The organism is Limosilactobacillus pulli (assembly GCF_947381555.1).
Taxonomy (GTDB): Bacteria; Bacillota; Bacilli; order Lactobacillales; family Lactobacillaceae; genus Limosilactobacillus; species Limosilactobacillus pulli.
On record NZ_CANCWQ010000093.1, the window covers coordinates 1 to 311 of the forward strand.

The following is a 311-nucleotide window of genomic DNA, read 5'->3' on the forward strand; positions in this document are numbered from 1 at the left end:
GCTAAGGCTGCTCCAGAAGTTATCGAGAATTGTCCATGTCCTTTTGTCATTGCCGATGTGGGTTATGTTGGTAAAAAACTCCAGTATATTTTTTCGCAAATGGACTATCAGCTATGGACGCCATACCGTTCCAATATGCGGTTCGCCAAACAACACAACAGCCGGCAACTCAAAAAAATTCGGCGCCGAATTGAGAGCTGCTTTGCTGATCTAACGCGACAGGGCATTGAGCATACACTTACTCGTAGTCTGGGTGGTCTGCAAATGAACATTGAGGCAATTATGCTGACCCATAATTTAGAAGTCATGGG

At 45.0% G+C, this 311-nt stretch carries 1 pseudogene; it reads left to right on the top strand.

The window, feature by feature from the left end:
- Positions 1 to 311 (top strand): annotated as a pseudogene (locus tag QOS03_RS09330) (IS982 family transposase); the annotation flags it as partial.